This window comes from Variovorax sp. TLI9-5A (genome assembly GCF_056867935.1).
On sequence record NZ_CP200310.1, the window covers coordinates 1583783 to 1602562 of the forward strand.

General features: G+C 68.0%; 19 protein-coding genes. 9 read left to right on the forward strand and 10 right to left on the reverse strand.

The window, feature by feature from the left end:
- Positions 1 to 128 precede the first annotated feature (128 nt).
- The 5 genes from AC1VNX_RS07750 to AC1VNX_RS07770 all read right to left on the reverse strand — a co-directional run bounded on the left by AC1VNX_RS07750 (position 129) and on the right by AC1VNX_RS07770 (position 5653).
- Positions 129 to 674 (reverse strand): Rrf2 family transcriptional regulator, encoded by a 546-nt coding sequence (locus AC1VNX_RS07750; protein WP_483156181.1) that lies wholly within the window; start codon positions 672 to 674, stop codon positions 129 to 131.
- Positions 675 to 708: 34 nt separating this feature from the next.
- Entirely contained in the window at positions 709 to 1407 is a 699-nt protein-coding gene (locus AC1VNX_RS07755) for a Bax inhibitor-1/YccA family protein (RefSeq protein ID WP_483156182.1), read from the reverse strand.
- Between the two features lie 196 nt (positions 1408 to 1603).
- Positions 1604 to 1999: a hypothetical protein gene (locus AC1VNX_RS07760; RefSeq protein WP_483156183.1), complete on the reverse strand. Its 396-nt coding sequence runs from the start codon at positions 1997 to 1999 to the stop codon at positions 1604 to 1606.
- A gap of 85 nt (positions 2000 to 2084) precedes the next feature.
- A complete protein-coding gene (gene yccS, locus AC1VNX_RS07765) occupies positions 2085 to 4304 on the reverse strand; it encodes a YccS family putative transporter (RefSeq protein ID WP_483156184.1) in 2220 nt (739 codons plus the stop codon).
- A 53-nt stretch (positions 4305 to 4357) separates the two neighbouring features.
- The gene (locus AC1VNX_RS07770; protein WP_483156185.1) at positions 4358 to 5653 is read right to left on the reverse strand and encodes an NUDIX hydrolase; all 1296 of its coding nucleotides are present in this window, start codon (positions 5651 to 5653) and stop codon (positions 4358 to 4360) included.
- A 139-nt stretch (positions 5654 to 5792) separates the two neighbouring features.
- Here AC1VNX_RS07770 and AC1VNX_RS07775 point away from each other — a divergent pair, with 139 nt between their 5' ends.
- Both AC1VNX_RS07775 and AC1VNX_RS07780 read left to right on the forward strand, forming a co-directional pair.
- Positions 5793 to 7010: an acyl-CoA dehydrogenase family protein gene (locus AC1VNX_RS07775; protein ID WP_483156186.1), complete on the forward strand. Its 1218-nt coding sequence runs from the start codon at positions 5793 to 5795 to the stop codon at positions 7008 to 7010.
- Positions 7011 to 7444: 434 nt separating this feature from the next.
- Positions 7445 to 8140, forward strand: coding sequence for a hypothetical protein (locus tag AC1VNX_RS07780; protein ID WP_165909715.1), 696 nt, complete (start codon positions 7445 to 7447; stop codon positions 8138 to 8140).
- A 76-nt stretch (positions 8141 to 8216) separates the two neighbouring features.
- On the opposite strand, the gene AC1VNX_RS07785 is transcribed toward AC1VNX_RS07780, so the two are convergent.
- On the reverse strand, positions 8217 to 8912 hold the full coding sequence (locus tag AC1VNX_RS07785; protein WP_483156187.1) for a response regulator: 696 nt from the start codon (positions 8910 to 8912) through the stop codon (positions 8217 to 8219).
- Positions 8909 to 10552 (reverse strand): ATP-binding protein, encoded by a 1644-nt coding sequence (locus AC1VNX_RS07790; protein ID WP_483156188.1) that lies wholly within the window; start codon positions 10550 to 10552, stop codon positions 8909 to 8911. Before AC1VNX_RS07790 ends, AC1VNX_RS07785 begins: the two co-directional genes overlap by 4 nt.
- A gap of 168 nt (positions 10553 to 10720) precedes the next feature.
- Between AC1VNX_RS07790 and AC1VNX_RS07795 the strand changes: the two genes are divergently transcribed.
- Both AC1VNX_RS07795 and AC1VNX_RS07800 read left to right on the forward strand, forming a co-directional pair.
- Positions 10721 to 10882 (forward strand): hypothetical protein, encoded by a 162-nt coding sequence (locus AC1VNX_RS07795; RefSeq protein WP_483156189.1) that lies wholly within the window; start codon positions 10721 to 10723, stop codon positions 10880 to 10882.
- Positions 10879 to 11733 carry an intradiol ring-cleavage dioxygenase gene (locus AC1VNX_RS07800; RefSeq protein ID WP_483156190.1) on the forward strand — a complete coding sequence of 285 codons (855 nt, stop codon included), beginning with the start codon at positions 10879 to 10881 and terminating at the stop codon, positions 11731 to 11733. Before AC1VNX_RS07795 ends, AC1VNX_RS07800 begins: the two co-directional genes overlap by 4 nt.
- Positions 11734 to 11771: 38 nt before the next feature.
- Here the strand turns inward: AC1VNX_RS07800 and AC1VNX_RS07805 are convergent, their stop codons facing one another.
- From AC1VNX_RS07805 to AC1VNX_RS07815, 3 genes are all read right to left on the reverse strand, one after another.
- Entirely contained in the window at positions 11772 to 12461 is a 690-nt protein-coding gene (locus tag AC1VNX_RS07805) for a response regulator transcription factor (RefSeq protein WP_483156191.1), read from the reverse strand.
- 18 nt (positions 12462 to 12479) lie between these two features.
- Positions 12480 to 14894, reverse strand: a complete 2415-nt coding sequence (gene bamA / locus AC1VNX_RS07810; RefSeq protein WP_483156192.1) for an outer membrane protein assembly factor BamA — start codon at positions 14892 to 14894, stop codon at positions 12480 to 12482.
- A gap of 83 nt (positions 14895 to 14977) precedes the next feature.
- Positions 14978 to 15649 (reverse strand): nuclease-related domain-containing protein, encoded by a 672-nt coding sequence (locus AC1VNX_RS07815; RefSeq protein ID WP_483156193.1) that lies wholly within the window; start codon positions 15647 to 15649, stop codon positions 14978 to 14980.
- 14 nt (positions 15650 to 15663) lie between these two features.
- On the opposite strand from AC1VNX_RS07815, the gene AC1VNX_RS07820 reads away from it, so the two are divergent.
- From AC1VNX_RS07820 to AC1VNX_RS07840, 5 genes are all read left to right on the forward strand, one after another.
- Positions 15664 to 15855: a hypothetical protein gene (locus AC1VNX_RS07820; RefSeq protein WP_483156194.1), complete on the forward strand. Its 192-nt coding sequence runs from the start codon at positions 15664 to 15666 to the stop codon at positions 15853 to 15855.
- Positions 15852 to 17012 (forward strand): porin, encoded by a 1161-nt coding sequence (locus tag AC1VNX_RS07825; protein WP_483156169.1) that lies wholly within the window; start codon positions 15852 to 15854, stop codon positions 17010 to 17012. The genes AC1VNX_RS07820 and AC1VNX_RS07825 overlap by 4 nt, the downstream gene beginning before the upstream one ends.
- A gap of 126 nt (positions 17013 to 17138) precedes the next feature.
- On the forward strand, positions 17139 to 17408 hold the full coding sequence (locus AC1VNX_RS07830) for a hypothetical protein (RefSeq protein ID WP_483156195.1): 270 nt from the start codon (positions 17139 to 17141) through the stop codon (positions 17406 to 17408).
- On the forward strand, positions 17408 to 18019 hold the full coding sequence (locus AC1VNX_RS07835) for an ATP-binding protein (protein WP_483156196.1): 612 nt from the start codon (positions 17408 to 17410) through the stop codon (positions 18017 to 18019). The genes AC1VNX_RS07830 and AC1VNX_RS07835 overlap by 1 nt, the downstream gene beginning before the upstream one ends.
- A 217-nt stretch (positions 18020 to 18236) precedes the next feature.
- Entirely contained in the window at positions 18237 to 18767 is a 531-nt protein-coding gene (locus AC1VNX_RS07840; RefSeq protein ID WP_483156197.1) for a hypothetical protein, read from the forward strand.
- Positions 18768 to 18780: the final 13 nt, after the last annotated feature.

Here is an 18780-nt window from a genome sequence, read left to right on the forward strand (position 1 = left end):
TGAAGGATTCCTGAGGCTTCCGAGGGGGAAGCCAACGACAAAAGCCCATGCAGGCACGAGCCCGCCGCCACGTCGATCCGTGGCGGCGGGCCCTGCCGCATGGGCCGTGTTGGCTGGCTGGCTCGGAGCTAGCTGGCGCTTTGCTGGTGACGCCGTCCCAGTGCGAACACCGAGTTCGGCGCGTCGACGACGAAGGGCTTGCGCGTGGCGGGCTGGCCGGTCGGCGAACGCCGGATCTCGGTCCGCACCGCGGCCTGCACGCCCTTGGCCTTCTGCTCGTCGACAAGGCTCTGCAGCGAGATCGACTTGAGGAACTCGACCGCCCGCAGGTTCACGGTGGCCCAGAGCTCGTCGATTTCGCAGCGGCCGGTCTCGCCCGGCGCGTCGGCATCGCGCCGGCGGGTGGTTTCGGCATCGTGTTCCTCGATCGAGAGGACGATGTCGGCCACGGAAATCTCGGCCGCCTTGCGGCTCAGAGAATACCCGCCGCCCGGGCCGCGTGTCGATTCGACCAGGCTGGCGCGGCGCAGCTTGCCGAACAGCAGCTCCAGGTACGACAGCGACACGCGCTGGCGCAGGCTGATCGAAGCCAGCGTGACGGGGCCCGAACGCCCATGAAGGGCGATGTCGATCATCGCGGTGACCGCGAAGCGGCCTTTGGTGGTGAGGCGCATGGGATGTTCCTTCCTTTTCTTCCTTCGTGGGGAATCACTCGTCCCGGCCGCCGGCGATGCCCAGCAGGGCAAGCAGAGACTGGAAGACGTTGTAGATGCTGAGATACACACCCAGCGTGGCGGAGATGTAGTTGGTCTCCAGGCCGTCCTTCACGCGCTTGAGGTCGTGCAGGATGAAGGCCGAGAAGATGCCGATGGCCAGGACCGACAGCGTCATCATCAGAGCGCTCGACTTGATGAAGAAGTTGGCGATGCCCGCCACCAGCAGCAGGATGGCGCCGATGAAGAGCCACTTGCCCATGGAGGACAGGTCGCGCTTGATGACCGACGACAGCGTGGCCATGCCGAAGAAGATCGCGCCGGTGCCGGCGAAGGCCATCATCACCAGGCTGGCGCCGTTGGCCAGGCCGAGCACGGTGCCGACCAGGCGCGACAGCATCAGGCCCATGAAGAAGGTGAAGGCCAGCAGCACGGGCACGCCGGCGGCCGATTCCTTGGTCTTCTCGATGGCGTACATGAAGCCGAAGGCGCCGCCGAGGAAGACCATCAGGCCGATGCCCGGCGACATGGCGCGCGAGAAGCCGGTGGAGACGCCGATCCAGGCGCCGAGCACGGTGGGCACCATCGACAGCGCGAGCAGCCAGTAGGTGTTGCGCAGGACGCGGTTGCGCTCCTGCGGCGAGGCGATCGGCAGCTCGATGCTGTCGTGATAGGTGGTAGGGCTGTTGTTCATTCTGTGTTGATTCCTTGAAGCTGGACCGGCGCCGGGTGCGTGCAATGGATGGCGCGCGCAAAGGGGCACAGGGCCGTGAATGAGAGAGATCAGGTAGCGGCGGTTGCGATGCGGGTGCCGCCTGATGGCGGTCGGCCCGGATCACAACAAGGGGGCGGGAGCCATGGCGGCTCCCGGTCGCGAAGGCTTTTGGGGCCTAGGCGACGAAGGCAGCGGCGCGGGGTGGCCGCTTGGGTCGCGCCAGGAACGGCGAGACGATGGTGGTCAGGCCGAGTTTCGGCGGCTGTTCCGTGAAGCGCAGCAGCGCGGGCGCGCCGTTGCGGGCATCGACCAGCTCGGCGTGTTCGGAGCCGGCTTCGTCGATGGAGAGGGCGTCGTCCGAGGCCTGGTCGGCATTGCCTGCCGGCTTTTTGGCATCGGAGAGATCGGAGATGTCCGAGAAGGCGACGCTGACGATCAGCGTCTGGGTTGCCTGGGCGGTCTGCGGTTCGGCATGCGAATGGCCGGCACCGAGCATGTTGTGGGCAAGCACGGCAAAGCCGTAGCAGGACAACATGATTGCGAGGACGGTAGCGGCAAACCAGCGGGACATGTAGGGGTAATTTTACCTGCCGCGCGAAGGGATGCCCGCAACGGCGCTTTCAACCGACCGGATCGCACGGATGTTCACTCGCCTTTCAGGCTGGCGCGGTCGTGTTTTCGCCGCCTTCGGGCTGCAGCCATTCGCTCGCGTGGGTGCGCAGGGCGTCTATCTGCAGCCAGATCAGACCGAGTTCGGTATGGAAAGTTCGCGCCTGCGGGTCGCCGCTTTCCCCGCCTTCGGCGGCGGCCTGTGCCAGCGCGGCCCGCGCCGCTGCTTCAGCTTCCGTGCCGCCTGTTACACCTGCCACGCCCTTTTCAAGTCCGGCCGCCAGCGCTTCCAGCGCCGCGATCGCCCCTTCGGCCGACGCATGCAGCACCGCCATCTGCGCCGAATCGGGCAGCGCCGCGCGGTGTGCGCCCAGCGCCGACAGATAGCTCAGCAACGTGTGCGAGCGGATCAGGAAGCGCAGAGCCACACCCGCGCGCGGCCGCACGTAGCCCGGCTCGCGGAACATATCCGACACCGCAGTGGACAGCGCCGCATCCGCGTTGTGGTCGTTGCGACGCGCCAGCCGGTAGTCGAGGTGGTCGCGCGCGCCGGTACGGTATTGCCCGACGATCTGCCGCAGGTAGCCCGCGTGGCCGCGCATCGCCGCGGCGGCCAGTTCGTTGATGCGCCGCGCCTGCCAGTGCGGCAGCACCAGCAGCACCGCCAGCCCCGCGATGGCGCTGCCGATGGCGGTGTCGACCAGCCGCGGCACCAGCAGCACGCCGCTGTCGCCGACCTGGTTGAAGCACATCAGCACCAGCAGCGTCATCGAGGCCGTGGCCAGCAGGTAGCGCGTGGTGCGGGTCGCGAAGAACAGCACGCCGGCGATCACCGCGAGCACCGACTGCACCAGCGGCTGCGGAAAGAGCTGCAGCAGCGCCCAGCCCGCCACCACGCCGAGGGCAGTGCCGGCAATGCGCTGCCCCATGCGCGCGATGGTGTCGCCATACGTCTGCTGGCAGACGAACAGCGTGGTCAGCAGGATCCAGTAGCCCTGCGCCGGGTGGATGACATGCATCACCCCGTAGCCCGCCACCAGCGCGATCGACAGCCGCAGTGCATGCCTGAAGAGCGGCGAGCGCACCGTGAGCTGCCGCCGCACCCGCTCCACCGCGTCGCGCCAGGAGCGCGGCGAGCGATCGAACAAACCCATCTCAGTACGACCCGCGCGCGCCGAAGGCTGGCTGGCCCCCGCGAGCTGGCCGTCGAGCAGCGCGAGATTGCGCGCCAGCGCCTCCACCGAGGCCAGCAGCGCCAGCCGGGCGGGCGTGTCTGCCCGTGCGCGTTCGTGCTCGATGGCGCTGCGCAGATCGGCCAGCGCCTGCACGGTCTCGGTTCCCACCTCGAAGGGCTCGCGCCGCTCCACCGAATCGGCCAGCCGTTGGCAGGCCAGCCCTTGCAGGCCCAGCACGCGCTGGCAGCGGTAGAGCAGGTCGCTGTGGAAGAAGGCATCGGCCAGCGCGTTGTAGTCGTCGTGCGAGGAACTGGCGCGCTCGTGCACGTCCTGCGCGATCAGGTAGAGGCCCCGGTAGCGCGAGATGCGCCCGGTCGGTGCCCGCGCGCCGATGCGGCGGAAGATGCTCTCCTTGGCCGCATTGAGTTCCGTCACCACCTCGGCGTTGAGCTGCGCGAGCGCAAGCCGCTTGCGCTCGATGTCGATGCCGCGCAGCGGCTCGAAGAGCGACGCCTTGAAGCGCACGTAGTTGCCCAGCACGGTAAAGAGCGTCACCAGCCGCGCCTGCACCGGCTGCGCCGGAAAGGCCGCGCACCACAGCACGGAGAACACGCCATACCAGGCCGCGCCGGCCACCAGCAGCAGGGGCTCGCGCCCGCGGTGCGCCACGCCGTGCGCGCCCATGTTCTCGATGCCCAGCGTGGCGTACATCGCGAGGATCAGCGTCGCGTACGCGATCGCCTTGTAGCGTGCCTCCACGGCGCCGAGCATCGTGAGCCAGAAGGCCGCGAGCGCAAGCCCGGCGATGAACACCAGCGGCATGCCGAAGGCCGCCTCCACCGCGAACGCGATGGCAGCGAAGCAGCCCAGCGTGACCACCTGTGCGCGCAGCCGTCCGCGCCAGCTGTCGTCGGTCTCGGCGAGCGCGCTGGCGATGGCGCCGAGGAAAAGGGGGATCACCGCATCGGTGTGGCCGGTCCAGGCGCAGCCCGCCATGAGGCTGCCGAGTGTGAGAAGAATGCGCACGGGCTGCGCGCGAGAGGCGAAAGACCGCAGCCGCTGGCGCAGCGCGTCGGGAGACAGGGGAAGCATGATGGGCCGATCTTGCACGATGCATGCCACGGCCGTGTGGCGCTGAGAGTCGATCAGCGCCGGCTGTGCAGGAATCCGTGGCGCGGCGCGATCCACCGGACCTGCTCTTCGTCGGCCGTGGGCGCATCGGAAGTGCCCGCGAACAGCATTCCTTCCTCGACCAGCAGGAACCGGCGCGCCTGCGAACTGCCATCGCCCGGCAGCACGCGCAGCGTGGCATTCCCGATACGGATCTGCTCGCCCGGTGCCGGCACCATGGTGGCTGCATCGGAAGCCGCCTGCGTCGACAGACGCCATCGCACACGCCCCGGCGCGGCGGCGGCAAGCGCCTCGGCATGCGCGGAGCTCGCGGGCGATGCGTCGATCAGCGCGCAATCGCCGCCCGCCGCTCCTACAAAGTAGCTGTGCACCAGCGTGCCCGACCCTTCGCCGGCTTCTCCGGTCACCCGCAGCACCCGCGCCGACAGCCGCATGACCAGCCCGGCCTCATGCGCATAGCGCCCGCCGCCTTCGCCATCCGGATCGACAAAGCCGACTTCCTCGTACGCAGGCTCTTCCATGTTCACCGGCCGCCTTCCTGCCGGACCATCCGCCAGCCGCGGCATCACGCGCGGAATGTGCTTCAGCCCGCGCGCATGCGCCATGAGCCCGTCCACGCTTTCGAATTGCGCGAGTTCCAGCAGAATGCGGCGCGTCACGTTCATCAGCTTGAGCCCGCGCGCCGGGTCCGCCGCATCGGCGGGCCGCAGCCACGTGTGTTCGACCGTCTCCCGGCCATCGGGCTGCACGTTCTGCGCCTCGGGCATGGCCGCAAGAAAGAAGCGTGTGTCGAAGCGGCGCGGCATTCCCGGCGGCGTGAGCCAGTGCGAGAAATACGCGAGCCGGTCGGCCGCGAGCCGCCAGCCATGCTGCGCGCACAGCGACAGCAGCGCGTCGGTGCCTTGTTCCGCCGCATGGCGCATCTCGGCGAGCTGGCCGGAGGGTAGGCCGTCCAGCGTCACAGGCCGTCCGGCGTCGTCGGTCGCGAACAGCAGGCCGGCTTCCTCGAAGCATTCGCGGATCGCCGCCGCGTAGTAGTCCAGGCCGCCCTCTGACACTTCGAGTCGTTCGCTCGCGGCCCGGTCGTCGAGGCCGCTGCAGCAGCCATGCAGGCCTCGGTCGTGCGCGTCGATCACGCCGCCCGGGAACACGCTCGCGCCGCTGTTCTGGTCGTTGGCCTTCTCTGCCCGCCGCAGCATCAGCACCTCGAGGCCGCTGCTTCCGTCGCGCAGCACGATGAGGGTGGCCGCCATGCGCACGGGGCGTGGCGGTGCGGGGCGGGTCGGGGCATCCGTGGGGCTGGCGGTCATGCACGCATTGTCGCGCCGGCCGCTGCTGCCAAGGTGACAGCACCGGAGCGCCGCTGTCGCGCGGAAGACCGTTCGAAACGCCGCGCGCAACGTACCTTCAAGGCACGCCACATACATCGACTCTTGCTGAAGGACGCACATGCATTTCGAATTCACGCCCCGGGTGATCGCGCTGCGCGAGGAACTGCTCCGGTTCATGGACGAGTACGTCTATCCCAACGAGAAGCGTCACGAAGAGGAGCTTGCCGCCAACGCCCGCGCCGGCCGCCCGTACGCCGAACTGCCGATGATGGCCGGCCTCAAGGCCAAGGCGCGCGAGCGCGGACTGTGGAACCTGTTCCTGCCCGAGTCGGAGCACGGCCCCGGCCTCAGCAACGTCGAGTACGCGCCGCTGTGCGAGATCATGGGCCGGCGCTACTGGTCCTCCGAGATCTTCAACTGCTCCGCGCCCGACACCGGCAACATGGAAGTGCTGGCGCGCTACGGCACCAAGGCGCAGCAGGATCGCTGGCTCAAGCCGCTGCTGGCCGGCGAGATCCGCTCCTCCTTCGCGATGACCGAGCCCGAGGTGGCTTCCAGCGACGCCACCAACATCCGCTGCAGCATCCGCCGCGAGGGCGACGAGTACGTCATCAATGGCCGCAAGTGGTACATCACCGGCGCGATGAACGAGCGCTGCGAAATCTTCGTGCTCATGGGCAAGACCGATCCCGACAACGCCGACCGCCACAAGCAGCAGTCGATGATCCTCGTGCCGAAGAACACGCCCGGCGTGACCATCGTGCGCGACATGGCGCTGCTGGGCGTGTACGACCCGCCCTTCGGCCACCCCGAGATCGTGTTCGAGAACGTGCGCGTGCCGGTCGAGAACATCCTGCTCGGCGAAGGCCGTGGCTTCGAGATCGCCCAGGGCCGCCTCGGGCCGGGCCGCATCCACCACTGCATGCGCGCCATCGGCATGGCCGAGGCCGCGCTGGAGATGATGTGCCAGCGCCTCGTGTCGCGCACCGCCTTCCACAAGCCGTTGTCGGAGCAGGGTGTCTGGCGCGAGCGCATCGCAGAGTCGCGCATGCTCATCGAGCAGTCGCGCTGGATGGTGCTCAACGCCGCTTACCGCATGGACACCGTGGGCAACAAGGTCGCCGCCAAGGAGATCGCGATGATCAAGGTGCTAACGCCCAACAACTGCGTGAAGGTGGTCGACTGGGCCATGCAGGCCTTCGGCGCCATGGGCCTGAGCCAGGACACGCTGCTCACGCACTTCTACGCCTACGAGCGCCACCTGCGCGTGGCCGACGGCCCCGACGAAGTGCATCGCAACGCGATTGCGAAGCAGGAGCTGGCGGCGTACCAGTAGGAAAACCGGAAAAGCAGAAAAGCAGAAAAGCAGAAAAGCAGAAAAGCAGAAAAGCGGCGACCGGCTTCGTGCCGGCCGATCGCGCATCTCTGGCGTCATCGTTGCCCCGGCCACGCAGCTCGGGCGCCGTCATCAGGTGGGCGAACTGCTCTTCGTAATCCTCTTGCAATACCGTTGCAATAAAAGCTTTTGGCGCTCCCTATGGGGTAGCGCGAAAAATCAACAATTGTCAATGTTTGCAAAAAAACGGAGGGATTATGAAAAGAGTAGATGCCTGCACCTTGCAGCGCGCACGGCTGTTTGCGACGGCAACAATGGCTGCGGCGATTTCCGCGTGTGGAGGAGGGAATGGTGGAGGCGGCGGAGTTCCCATCCTGCCAATCGCACCAGCCCCCGCGCCAGCCCCTGCCCAGCCGGCCGCAGCACCGCCAGCCGTGGAGAGTTCGGCCGCATGTTTCAACGAAGCCGACTTTCGCGAGGGAACGACCCTGGATTTCGAGGCGATGAAAGTGGGAGGAAGCCCGACGGCTCAGCCTTTCCGCAGAAAGAGCGTCACCGAAGGACGTGAATCATTTGCTGGCGCCAAACCAATTGCCTTCAACGTCGGTTCGGAGCTTGTCGATCTTCCGCAGTTTCAGCAAAGTACCGTCAAGAAGGAATTCAAGGATCTTGTCAGCGGGAATGTCTTTCTCTACGGCAAGTCGACCACACAGAAGACAAAGATCACGCCGCCGCAACCGGCTTCTCCTTCGGAGCAGGTTTTCGTCTCTTCGCAGTCATATGCGCCGCCGATCTCGTTCCCTGTCGACATGAAGCCTGGGCAGGTCGCCCGGCAGCAGATTTCCTTCACGAAGATCTCAACCACCGATGGCCGCGTCGATTGGACGACTACGGTGCCGGCAACCGGCGAACTCACCTACCATGGCCGCGAGAAGCTGGAAACCCCGCTGGGGGCCTTCGACACATGCAAGTTCTCTCTGAAGATCACTGCCGGTCCGGGCGGGCTGGCGCAAGTCACCGTGGGCGAGATCTGGCAAGCGGCTGAAGGGCCCTACAGGGGACAGGTGCTCAAGGGGATCGATCCGAAGTCGCCGATGATCGCGACCAAGATGACTTACTCACCCAAGTAACGCAGTCGCCCGACTGGTCCGCGCGGCTGCCCGGGGCACCCGCGCGACCATGTCGTCTTGGTTGTGTCGGCAGGCTTCAGGCTGGAGCCGGCGCTTCCCAGGCGAAACCGACGCCGTACACCGACCGTATCCAGTCGTGCTCCGGCGTCACCACGCCGAGCTTGCGGCGCAGGTTCTTCACGTGGCTGTCGATGGCGCGTTCGGTCACGTCCACCGTGTCGTCGTAGGCCAGCTCGAGCAGGCGGGCGCGCGAGAAGATGCGCCCGGGGTGTCGCGACAGCACCTGCAGCAGCCCGAACTCGCGCCGCGTGAGGTTCAGCGGCGTGCCTTCGAGCGAGGCTCGCCAGTGCACGTCGTCCAGCACCAGCCCCGGCGCGTCGCCCTGCGGGGACGCGCCCTGCGCCAGGCCCGGCGCGGTGCGGCGCAGCACCGCGCGCACCCGCGCCACCAGCTCGCGCGGCGAGAAGGGCTTGCACATGTAGTCGTCGGCGCCCAGCTCCAGGCCCAGCAGCCGGTCGACCTCCTCGATGCGCGCCGTCAGCATGATGATCGGGTGCGCCGTGTGCTCGCGTGCGCGGCGCAGTACCTCGATGCCGTCCAGCCGCGGCAGCATGATGTCCAGCAGCGTGAGGTCGGGCGGCGAGGCGACGATGCTCTCGAGCGCGCTGTGCCCGTCGGTGAAGAGTTCGGTTTCGTAGCCCGCGTGGCGCAGGTAGTCCTGCACCACCGAGGCGATGTCGGTTTCGTCTTCGACGATGACGATGCGTGTCATGACGCTGCTGCCAATGGAAGGGTGATGGTCAGGCGCAGCCCGCCCAGTGGCGAGGCCGACGCGTCGATGGTGCCGCCGTGCGCCTCGACGGTCGCGCGGCAGATGGAAAGGCCCAGGCCGGAGCCGCCGTGCTCGCGGCTGCGCGAGCTCTCGCCGCGGAACAGGCGGTCGAACAGGCGCGGCAGCTCGGACTCGGGCACGCCCGGCGCGCTGTCGTCGAACACCAGCGTGAGGCGGTTGCCCGCCCACGCGCCTTCGACGATGACGTCGATGCGCAGCTCGCCGCTCGCGTCGGTGTAGGCCAGCGCGTTCTCCAGCAGGTTCATGAAGACCTGGTGCAGCCGGTGCGCGTCGCCCTCGATCACGGGCTGCGCGGAGGCGCCGATGCGGTCGACCGCGCGGCGGTCCACCGTGATGTCGCGCGCGTCGAAGCGGTCGCGCGTGTGGTCGAGCGCCTCCTTCAGCAGCGAGAGTGGGAACACGGTGGTCGCGAGCAGATCGCTCTGCGGCTCGCGCATGCTGCTGCGCAGGTCGTCGACCAGCTGGCCCAGGCGCAGCACCTGCCGGTGCAGCCGCAGCGCGGTGCGCTCGTCGAAGGTGCGCACGCCGTCCTGCAGCGCCTCGATCTCCGCGCGCATGGCGGCCAGCGGCGTGCGCAGCTCGTGTGCGGCGTCGGCCAGCCAGGCGCGGCGCGAGGCCTCCATCGTGTCCAGGCGCTGCGCCATGTCGTTGAAGGTGCGGCCCAGCAGCGCCAGCTCGTCGGAGCCCTGCACCACGACGCGGGTGGAGAGCCGGCCGCGAGCCACGTCCTGCGCGGCCTGCGTGAGCTCGTCGATGGGCCGGAACCAGCGGCGCGCCAACAGCCACGACAGCACCAGCGCGAAGCCGAGCCCGCACAGGCCGGTGAGCACGATCACGCCCGACTGCCGCGCGACGAAGGCTCGGTCGGCCTCGCTCTCCAGGCCCCGCAGCGGCGTGAGTGCGAGGTAGCCGATGACGCTGCGGTCGCGCCGGATCGGAATTCGCGCGGCGTTCGCGAGGTCGGCGTCTGCGCCCACCACGCGCGCGCCGTGCGCGTCGAGCACGGCCAGCCGCTGGAAGATGGAATCCTGCATGTCGCGCGGATCGCGAAAGATCCAGGGCGGCGGCATGCTCCCCATGCGGCGCGGCAGCAGTTCGAGCTGCTGCGACGGTGGGCCGGAGTCGGGCGGGGGCGGGGGAGGAGGCGGGCGGCCGTCGCCCGCATTGTTGCCATTGCTGCCGGTGTTGCCGCTGTTATTGCCGTTGTTGCCTTCCGGCGGAGGGTTGCCGCGCATGGCGCGGTATTCGTACCAGGGCGGCAGCCGCCGCTCGTCGGCGCCGCCGGCGTTGTTGTCGAGCGCGGCGGACAGCCGGCCCATCTGCAGGCGGCGCCACACCTCGTCGTTGTCGTGCAGGCCCTTCCAGTCGCCGTTGGCCACGTAGTACTTCAGGAGCACCTGCGAGAGCCAGTCCATACGCCGGATCTCGATCTCGGCCACGTAGGAGCCCAGCCCGCGCTGCAGCGCGATGATCGACAGGCCCGCGAAGCTGATCAGCAGCACGATCAACAAGGCGGCCAGCGCCAGGAAGATCTTTCTGGAAAGGGTCAGGTGCGGCATGGGCTCGGAGGGGGCATCGCCGCATTCTGCGGCATGCATGGCGGGGCGGGCGGGGGGAGGTGGGGTGGGTCGGCAGCCGATCATCGCGGCCGAATGTGGAGGAATCTGGGAGAAATGCCGCCCGGGGATCTCCATCTTTTCTCCTTCATGCGGCCCCAGCATCGGGTCATGAATCCGGAACCGAGCGTTGTGCTGCATGGGGCGGTCGCAGTATTTTTCTGCCTGGTCGCACAGGCATGGGCGCTGCTGATCCTCTGGGCCGAGATCCGCGTCACGCGGCCGGCCGGTCCGCCTCTCACCGGCCCGAACATTCACAGGGAAGAAGAATGACAAGTCACGATGCCACCGCCATCGGCCGCCGCGGCCTGCTGGCCACCCTGGGCGCCGCCACGCTGGCCGCCGCCTCCACCCGGCCCGCCGGGGCAGCGACCGAGCCCAGGAAGCTGCCGCTGACCGCGCAGACCACCGAAGGCCCCTACTACCTCGAACTGGACCAGGTGCGCCGGGACATCACCGAAGGGCTCGAGGGCGTGCCGCTGGAAGTGCGCTTCAACGTCTGCGACACCACCGGCAGGCCGCTGCCCAGGATGCGCGTGGACATCTGGCATTGCGACATGCAGGGGCGCTACTCGGGCTTCGGCGAGCAGGGCGACGACCGCAAGCTCGGCTTCGAGGGAAAGACCTTCCTGCGCGGCAGCCAGTTCACCGACCGCGAAGGCGTCGCCGCCTTCGCAAGCATCTATCCGGGCTGGTACGCGGGGCGCACCACGCACATCCACGTGAAGGTGCTCAACGGAACGCGCGCGGTGCTCACCTCGCAGTTCTTCCTGCCTGATGCACTCAGCGAGTTCCTCTACACGCAGGTCCCGCTCTACCAGCGCTCGCGGGTGCGCGACACGCTCAACAGCATCGACGGCATCGCGCTGAAGGCTGGCGACACGGTGCTTGGCGCGGTGCGCGAGGAGCGCCAGCGCTACGTGGCTACGCTCGCGCTGGTGGTCGACCCGGCTGCGAACCCTGCGATCGACCGGCCGCCGCCTCCTCCCGCGGGCGACATGCCGCCGCGTCCCCAGGGCATGCCCCCGATGGGCGGTGCGGGCGGCGGCAGGCCCATGCATCCGCGCGCGCTGGACGGCGCAGCGCGCCTCGAGGCGCTGGTGCCGCCGCGCGCCGCGAGCTGACAACCCGACCAGGGACCAGGTGGCCGACCGGCGCGCCCTCAGGCCGCCGGCCGTTCCGCGAAGCTGAAGCCCACGCCATAGACCGAGCGTATCCAGTCGTGCGAAGGCACTGCCGCCGCGAGCTTCTTGCGCAGGTTCTTGATGTGCCCGTCCACGGCGCGCTCGTTCACGTCGAAGGCTTCGGGAAAGGCCGCCTCCAGCAGATTGGAGCGCGTGAACACCCGGCCCGGGTCGCGTGACAGCGCCCGCAACAGCAGCAGCTCGCGGCGCGTGAGCGTCAGCGCGCGGCCTTCGAGGCAGGCGTTGCCGCGCGGGTCGTCGAAGCGCACGGCGGTCGAAGGCCTGGCGACGCTGTCGCGCCACTGCGCGTGCCGGCGCAGCACAGTCTGGATGCGCGCCACCACCTCGCGCGGCGAGAAGGGCTTGCAGACATAGTCGTCGGCGCCCATGTCCAGCGCCAGCAGCCGGTCGGCCTCGTGCGTGCGCCCGGTCAGCATGATGATCGGGTGCTTGCCGCAGGAGCGCACCTTCTCCAGCACCTGGATGCCGTCGATGCGCGGCAGCACCACGTCGAGCAGCGTGAGCGCGGGCGGCTCGCCCAGGATGCGCTCCAGCGCGGCCTCGCCGTCCCCGACCTGCTCGATCTCGTGGCCCGCGCCGTGCAGATGGCACAGCAGCAGCGAGGCGCTGTCGTGCCTCTTGTCCTCCACCAGCAGGATGCGACCCATGGCCAGGACTCCCTGTGCTCAGAACGAGGTTCCGATCTGGAACTGGAAGCGCTGCGTGCGGTCGGCCGCGATGTTGTTGGCGGTGTCTGCCTTCTGGTAGATCAGCGGCACCGCGTAGGCCAGCCGCAGCGGGCCCAGCGGCGAGATCCAGCTGATGCCGATGCCGGTGGAGGCGCGGATGCGGTTCTGCGCCTTCCACTGCGCGTCGGTCATGCTCGCGGTGCGGTCGGCGAACACGTTGCCCGCGTCGAGGAAGGTGTACAGGCGCAGCGTCTTGTCGTTGCCCGCGCCAGGAAAGGGCGTGCTGAACTCCATGTTGAATATCGCCTTGCGCGTGCCGCCGAGCGCGCCGCCCGTGACCGAGTCGGCCGGGCCGAGCGAGTTCTGCTCGAAGCCGCGGATCGAGCCCAGGCCGCCGGCGTAGAAGTTCTTGAAGATCGGGTAGGTGCTGTCGCCCAGCGCGCGCGCATAGCCCAGCTGCCCGTTGATGGCCAGCGTGTACTGCTTGGACAGCGGGAAATACTGCTGGTACTGGTAGTTGGTCTTCAGGTAGCGCAGCTCGTTGCCCACGCCTATTTCGAGGTTGGCGCTCTGCAGCCGGCCGCGCGTGGGCACCAGCGCGCTGTCGCGGTCGTCGCGCGACCAGCCCAGCGTGGCCGGAATGGCGATCATGCTCGACTTGGCGCAGCTCACGCTCGGCGCCGTGCCCGTGCACTTGAAGTAGTCGAGATAGGCCTGCGGCGTGGCTGTGTAGACGTAGGAGCCGTCGACCAGCGTGTAGGTGCCGTTGGTGCCCGGCGTGAACGACCAGCGCTCCAGCCCGATGCCGAGGAACACCGTGTCCTGCTCGCCCACCGGGAAGCCGAAGCGGATGGAGCCGCCGTCGCTCGCGAGCTTGTAGTTGCCGTCGGCCTCGTAGTAGGGCCGCGTGGTGGTGTGGAACACGTTGATCGTGCGCGAGATGCCGTCCTTGGTGAAGTACGGATCGGTGGCCGTGAGCGAGATGGTGCGGTTGTACGAGCTGGTGTTCACGTTCAGCCCCAGGTAGTTACCGCTGCCGAACACGTTCTCCTGCGTGATGCCGAAGGTCAGCGAGACCTTGTCGGTCGACGAGTAGCCCGCGCCCAGCTGCAGCGAGCCGGTGGGCTTCTCGACCACGTTCACCGCCAGGTCGACCTGGTCGGGCGAGCCGGGCACGTCGATGGTGTCGACGTTGACGTCGGTGAAGAAGCCCAGGCGGTCGATGCGGTCGCGCGAGGCGCGGATCTTGTTGCCGTCGTACCAGGCGCCTTCGTACTGCCGGAACTCGCGGCGGATCACCTCGTCGCGCGTCCTGGCGTTGCCGCCGATGTTGATGCGGCGCACATAGGCGCGGCGAGAGGCTTCCGCCTTGAGCACCAGCGTCACGCGGTTGTTCTGCCGGTCGATCTCCGGCTCGGCCTTCACGCGCGCGAAGGCGTAGCCGAAGGTGCCGAAGTAGTCGGTGAAGGCTTTGGTCGTGGCCGCCACGTCCTCGCCGTTGTAGGGCTTGCCGGGGCGGATGGTGACCAGCGTCTTGAACTCGTCCTCGTGGCCCATGTAGTCGCCCGCGAGCTTCACGCCGGCCACCACGAACTTCTCGCCCTCGGTGATGTTGATCGTGAGGGTCAGCGTCTGCCGGTCGGGGGAGATGGCCACCTGCGTGGAGTCGATGCGGAACTCAAGATACCCGCGCGTGATGTAGTAGGAGCGCAGCGTCTCCAGGTCGCCGTTGAACCTGGTGCGCGAATACTGGTTGGACTTGGTGTACCAGTCGAGCCAGCCGCCCGTGTCCTGGTCGAACAGGTCCAGCAGCGTGCTCTCGCTGAAGGCCTTGTTGCCGACCACGTGCACTTCCTTGATGCGCGCGCTCTCGCCTTCGGTCACGGTGAAGGTGATGTTCACGCGGTTTCTCTCCAGCGGCGTGACGGTGGTGATGACCTGTGCGTTGTAGAGGCTGCGGCTGATGTACTGCCGCTTGAGCTCCTGCTCGGCGCGGTCGGTCAGCGCCTTGTCATAGGCCTGCCCTTCGGACAGCCCCACCTCGCGCAGCGCCTTCTGCAGCGCCGCCTTGTCGAATTCCTTGGTGCCCACGAAGTCCACGTCGGCGATGGAAGGGCGCTCTTCGAGCACCACCACCAGCACGTTGCCGTTCACGTCGATGCGCACGTCCTTGAAGAGGCCCAGCTCGAACAGCTTGCGGATGGCGGCGCTGCCGCGTTCGTCGCTGTAGGTGTCGCCGGCTCGCAGGCCCATGGTGGCGAAGACGGTGCCGGGCTCGACGCGCTGCAGGCCTTCGAGCCTGATGTCCCTGACGGTGAAGGGCTCGACCGCCCAGGCGGGAGATGTGGCAATGGAGGCGGCGATGGAAGCAAGCAGCGCGGCGGCAGCTGCGAGTGACTTGGGAAACTGCATCGCCGCATGGTTCCCGCCAATGTCGGAGAAATTTGGGACTTTCTCCTGCCTGCCCCGCAACGGTCGGGGTCTTTACCTGCGGCTTACTGCAACCCCATTGCGTTCGATGCCGCCCATGCCGGCGCGGCGGCGGCTTGCGGCATCTGCGCGTTTCTTTCGCGGCAGTTGCGCAGGTGGTCCTCGATCGTCAGGCTGCCCTGTATCTCGAGCAGGCGCTCCACGGTGCGGTCGATGGCCTGGTCGTCCAGCAGCGGGTAGTTGCGCGCGAGGCGACCGTTGTTGCGCACCAGGCGCGCGATGTAGGGCAGGTCCTGCTGCGTGACGACGGCCGCCGGCATCACGCCTTCGAGCTCGATTCCCTCGCAGGGCAGCAGCACGAAGTACTGCAGCCGCAGCTCGTCGGACAGCAGGCTGCGCAGCTGCGTGGTCTTGCGCCCGCCCTGCCACGCGGGGTCTTTCACCTCGCGCGCGTTCTTGCCGCCGTGCAGCCGAAGAAACCAGCGTGGCGGCGACTGGTCCGACTTCTTGCGGTAGACGAAGGCGTTGCGCCAGGCCTTGATCTCGAAGAGATACACGCCCGTCTCGCACACCAGCACCGCGTCGACGCGCGCGGTGGGCACCGTGTGGCCCTCGGGCATCGGAATGATGAGGTTGCGAAGAATGCGCAGGTACGAAAAGGTGGGGCTGAATGCGCTGGCGAGCTGCTGCACACCCAGCGTGGTGGCGGTATTGCCTGGTGGCAAGGCGATGGTCATGGAGAGCTCCTTCGGTGAAAGAGCATCGCGCCGCTTTTGGGAGACTTCTTGAACGAGGTGTTTCCTTCGGTGGATGGCCATGGTTTGCGTGCAAACAACAGTTCTCGCAAAGCAATGGCGAACCACAAGATTCCTCCGAATTTGAACGGGACCATGCGTGTCTGCCGCTCGATGGAGAGCTGCTGCAACTGGAGAACCCTGAATGAAGAAAACCCTCACGGCATTCGCCGCCCTGGCCGTCTGCGGCCTGGCCTCTGCCCAATCGTCCGTCACGTTGTTCGGCGTCGTGGACGCCGGCCTGACCTACCAGTCGACGACCTCGCGCGACACCACCACCGGCGCCTCGATCAAGCAAAGCAAGACCAGCCTGGGCAACTCCGGCTACAACTCCAGCCGCATCGGCTTTCGCGGCACCGAAGACCTCGGCGGTGGCCTGGCCGCGAGCTTCTGGCTCGAAGCGCCCATCACCAACGACGACGGCGCCACCGGCATCTCCACCTTCGCCCGCCGCTCCACCGTGAGCCTGTCGGGTGGCTTCGGTGAACTGCGCCTGGGCCGCGACTACACGCCCACCTTCTGGAACGACACCGTCTTCGACCCGTTCGGCACCAACGGCTCGGGCACCAACGTCATCAGCACCGTCAGCGGCAACACCACCATCAACAACGCCAACTACGTGCGCGCCAGCAACTCGATCGGCTACTTCCTGCCGCCGAACTTGGGCGGCTTCTACGGCCAGTTCCAGTACGCCCTGCACGAGAACGCCAGCACGGACGCGACCAGCACCACGGCCGCCTCCAGCAGCAGCGCAGGCCGCTACGTGGGTGGGCGCTTCGGCTACGCCAACGGTCCGCTGGACGTGGCACTGGGCGTGGGCCGCAGCACCGTCGTGGACACCACCGCGCTGCAGCGCAGCGTGCAGACCATCAACCTGGGCGCCTCGTACGACTTCGGTCCGGTGAAGCTCTTCGGCGAGCTGTCGAACGTGAAGAACAAGTTCGACTACGCGGCAGTGGCCGACACGCACGACAGCTACAACGGCTACCTGATCGGCGCGACGGTGCCGGTGGGCGCAGGCCTGATCCGCGTGGCGTACTCGCAGGTGCGCTACAACGAAGGCACGGCCGGCATCACGGGCGAGGACCCGCTGGCGCGCAAGTTCGCGATCGGCTACGTGCACAACCTGTCCAAGCGCACGGCGCTGTATGCGACGGTGGCGCGCGTGAACAACCGCAACGACGTGAACTACACCGGCAGCCTGGTGTCGGCCAGCACCACCGGCTATGGCAGCACGGGAACCAGCTACACCGGCCTGCCGCGTTCTTCCACCGGCTACGACTTCGGCATCCGACACGCGTTCTGATTACGGACGCGCGCCGCGCGGGAGGGAAGGGGCATGCATTTGCAGCCCTTTTTCTCCCGCGCGGCTTTTTCGTTTCCGCTCTTCATTCATCCACTCATCCACTCATCCAGAAGCGAGCTTCGACCCATGAACCGAATCCGGCTTCTCGCGGGCGTGCTGGCGGCCTCCGGCCTGACCGGCTGCATCATGCCGCCCCCGCCGCCCATGCCTTACCGCCCGCCGCCACCGGGATTCCGTGGCGAAGGCCCGCCACCGCCGCTGCTCTTCGGCGATGCCCGCCGCCCGCCGCCTCCCGGATGGGCCGCTTGCGAGGCCGGCCGCGCACCCGTGCAGGAGCGCTGTGCGCGTGACCTTCCGGGCGAACCCGCGCCGCAGCCTCCGCTGGGGGCACGCTGATGACGGGCGCGGGGCAGCTGCACTCGGGCAACCTCGGCCTCATCATCGCCGCCGTGATCCTGCTGGGGGTCGGCAGCGTGGTCGGCATGATGCTCTCGCTCTTCGTCGCCAACCTGCGGCAGAGTGCCAAGGCGCGCGAGCTTGCCGAAAACGCCCACAAGGAAGCACGGCAGCGCATGGGCGCAAGCCGTGCGCAGGACATCCGGGCGCTGCTCGACGCGGCTTCGGCCCAGGTCGATGGCAATGCCATCCGCCTCGACATCCAGCTGCCGCATGAAGCGGTGCGCGTGTTCGCGATCGAAGCCGAACTGCGCGAGCTGCTCGCGAAGGTCACGACCTATGCGGCCAGCGTGATGCGTGCCGGAGCTACGCTGCAGGTGTCCGCGCATGCCGATGGCGAGCAGGCGGTGATCCACTGGCGCGATCTCGATGCGGTCGATGCGCACCCGCCGCTCGCGAGGTTCTTCGACGGCAAGCTCTCGGCCGCCGTGGCGGCCAGCGCAAAGGCCTGCGAGCGCATCGCCGGCCACCATGGCGGGCGCATCTACTCGGCGCCCCATGGTGACGGCGTGCTGGGGCTGACGTTGCGGCTGCCGCTGATGCAGGCCTGAGGATCTTCGGCATCGAGGGCCACCTGTTTCTCGAGCTGAAGTGCGAGCCCGCGCTGGCGCTATCGGCTGGCCAGCTGATCGTGGCGCTGCTGCCTCCGGTGAAGGCCAAGCGCGAAGAGGGCTTCGTCGAGGACTGACGGAAAGGGGGCGGCGGCGGCTGGCCGGAACTCCGCGCGATACTTGCGGTCCCACGCTGCCGCCGCCTTCCTTCCCTCCGATGCCCGTCGTGCGACTTCCTTCCTTCTCGATCCTTCTTCGTGCGCTCACCATAAGCGCAACCCTTTTCGCCGCGGGCGCCCCGCATGCGCAGGCCCTGCCGCCCGGCGTGCGGCTGGGCATGTCGGCCGATGAGCTGCAGGCCGCATTGCCCGCCGCCGAGCGCGTGCAGAGGCCGCAGCGCCTGAGCGGTGGCCTCGTTGGCTCATGGCGTGCGGCGCCGGTCGAGATGGCGGGGCTGCTGTTCGAGCCGACCTTCTTCTTCGCGGCCTCGGAGCTGCGGCGCGTCGAGTACGTGGCCTCGGCGCAGTCCGCATCCGATGCCGGTTCGGCGGCCTTCGCGGCGCTGGTGCAATGGGGCCGCGGCGCGTTCGGCAACGAGCTGGCGTCGCGCGACCCGGGCAGCGCGTACGCCGCATGGGTCAGCAGCGACACCGACATCTACGTGCAGCAGCAGTCCGGCGATCCGCGCCGGGCGAGCGTGCGGCTGGTCTACAAGGCGCGGCAGCTGCGCGACGGCAGCGAGCTCTGAGAAAAAGAGAAGG